General features: G+C 58.9%; 3 protein-coding genes. All 3 read right to left on the bottom strand.

Features of this window, described 5'->3' with window-relative positions; translation table 11 throughout:
* The coding region (locus EOA24_RS34170; RefSeq protein WP_133374762.1) for a TlpA disulfide reductase family protein at positions 1–381 on the bottom strand (381 nt) is incomplete at its 3' end.
* Positions 382–978: 597 nt separating this feature from the next.
* Positions 979–1,992, bottom strand: coding sequence for a 1-aminocyclopropane-1-carboxylate deaminase (locus EOA24_RS34175; RefSeq protein ID WP_024505903.1), 1,014 nt, complete (start codon positions 1,990–1,992; stop codon positions 979–981).
* A gap of 236 nt (positions 1,993–2,228) precedes the next feature.
* On the bottom strand, positions 2,229–2,505 hold a 277-nt coding region (locus EOA24_RS34180; protein WP_348633096.1), incomplete at its 5' end, for an exopolysaccharide production repressor protein.

Raw genomic sequence — 2,505 nt, forward strand, 5'->3', positions numbered from 1 at the left:
GTCGACCACGAACGAGGTGGGAATCCCAATCGAAGAGCTGGGATCCATCCAGAGCTTGTTCATTTCGCCAATGTAATCGAACCCGATACGATAATTCAGATTCGGGAACTTCTCGGTCAGCCAGGCATCCACGTTGGTCCGCGCCTCGTCTGCGGTAGGACCCTGTTCGCAGGCGGCAACTCCGACCGCCTCAAATCCGCTGCCTTCATATTTCTCCTGCAGTTCGATCAAATGGGGCATGGCGTCGACACATGGTCCGCACCAAGTCGCCCAAAACTCAACGAGGTAGACCTTGCCGGGCCGAAAGTTCGTGAGGGGCTCGCCACGCAGCCAGTTCTCCACTTTGATCGCAGGAGCCGGGGACCCCATACGCAGTTCCATCTTGGTGTCCAAAGTCATTCCACACCTTTCGTCTCTTTTGTCGCGGAATATTTTCCCGTCAAAATCGGACACGGTCTCGAGGGCATCGCTCCCTCTGGCTTGCTTCAGCGAAGCTCTCACCGTGTTGCCGCACATCAAGCTGCAACGGAGGTGCCAATTCCCTCAGCTCCGGTAAGCGGCGGGAAATGCTTTGAAATTCTCCACGAGGCTAAATGCGGCCGATTGTCGTGAACCCGACATGTCTTCTGCCGCTGTCGGGTTTCGCCCTATCTCTTGAGAGCTTGGACGGCTCGCCTGTGATTAGACTGGCCTCGGTCCTCGAGCAGTGGCAGTTTGGCGCCAGTTCGAAAGCGCGAACTCGCCGGCTTGGTCCTCGTGCCGCCACCGCCGCGTGTGGATTCTTGCCCCGGAGTCAAAATTCGCCTCGCGGTTGCCAACGGCGGCATGCGCTCAATGCGCGTGGCGTTGAGCCCCGACAGCACGTAATGGTACCAATTAGTGGATGCCCGTCGCTGCCTCCACTTCTCCAGCCAAGCGCTCGAACGACGCTACCTACCCACGTTCGAGCGCGACCGCGGAATCGCAGACTGCCGAACGTCAGCCGTTGCGAAAGGTGTAGCCGTACCCGTTGATCGCCGGCGCGCCGCCTAGATGTGCGTAGAGGACCCTCGATCCCTGTGGAAAGAAGCCCCTCTGGACGAGGTCGATCATCCCTTGCATCGATTTGCCCTCGTAAACGGGGTCCGTAATCATGCCCTCGAGCCGCGCGCACAAACGGATTGCCTCTTTGGTTTCCTCCGATGGAACGCCATAACCCGGGTACGCGTAGTCCATGAACAACACCACGTCTGCCTCGACAATTTCCGCTCCGAGGTGGACGAGCTTCGCTGTATTTTGGGCGATGCCGAGCACCTGCGCCTTGGTCTTGGCGGGCATGGCGGAGGCATCGATACCGATCACGTTGCGCTGTCGACCATCCTTGGCGAACCCGACGAGCATGCCGCCGTGGGTTGAACCAGTCACCGTACAGACGACGATATAGTCGAAGGCAAACCCAAGCTGCTCTTCCTGGGCACGCACCTCCTCAGCGAACCCCACATAGCCCAGGCCGCCGTATTTGTGGACAGAGGCGCCGGCAGGTATCGCATATGGCCTGCCGCCCCTTGCCTTGACTTCATAAAGTGCCTTTTCCCAGCTGCGGCGGATGCCGATGTCAAAGCCCTCGTCAACCAGGCGCACCTCTGCCCCCATGATGCGGCTCAAGAGGATATTGCCGACCCGGTCGTAGACAGCATCATCATGTGGGACCCAGCTCTCCTGGACCAGGAGGCATTTCATGCCGATCTTGGCGGCGACCGCAGCGACCATGCGCGTATGGTTGGACTGCACGCCACCGATTGTGACGAGCGTATCGGCATCTGACGCGATCGCGTCGGGCACAATGTATTCGAGCTTGCGCAGCTTGTTTCCGCCGAACGCGAGACCGGAGTTGCAGTCCTCGCGTTTGACGTAGATTTCCACCTTGTCGCCCAGATGCTTGCCGAGGCGGTCGAGCCTCTCGATCGGCGTGGGTCCAAAGGTGAGCGGATAACGTTCGAATTTTTCCAGCATGCTATCTCCAGCAAAAAAGTACCTGAACCGGCTACGCACCGGTCAGCCCAGGGGTATGGTCGCGTGTTAGCCGAACACAGATTCCCTATACGATCAGCTCAGTCATCAGAGGGTGACCAAAATTGGTGTGGGTCTGAGCACTGATCCTGTCATCCGCGCATCAAAGCAGCAGCACATGCTGGGCATTCGACCAAGCCGGGACACAGCTGAAAATTGCATTCCGCAGTTGATCAGAGTCAGACGACTGGTACCCGAGCTTTCCTGTAACCATCGGCATGCTGGCCCCTGTGGCGAGTTCCACGAGCGCGGCTAGAGGACTGCCAGATCAGAAAGAGCACGCGGCCGAAGGAGCCGGCCTGAAGCAGCAGCGAACAGGCCAGCGTCGTGACGACTGCCACACGGAGCGAATCCAAAGCGAAGTAAACCATCGACGCATTGCTGCACAGGACCAGCCCCACGAGCCGACAAAAAGATGAAGTGCACGCCGCTCCCCTGGTTTTCGCCAGATCATGT

This window comes from Mesorhizobium sp. M2A.F.Ca.ET.039.01.1.1 (assembly GCF_003998035.1).
Taxonomy (GTDB): Bacteria; Pseudomonadota; Alphaproteobacteria; order Rhizobiales; family Rhizobiaceae; genus Mesorhizobium.

What these genes read in the sequence shown, in the direction of transcription:
- EOA24_RS34175 (WP_024505903.1), bottom strand. Translation starts at nt 1,992, where the DNA reads ATGCTGGAAAAATTCGAACGTTATCCGCTCACCTTTGGACCCACGCCG.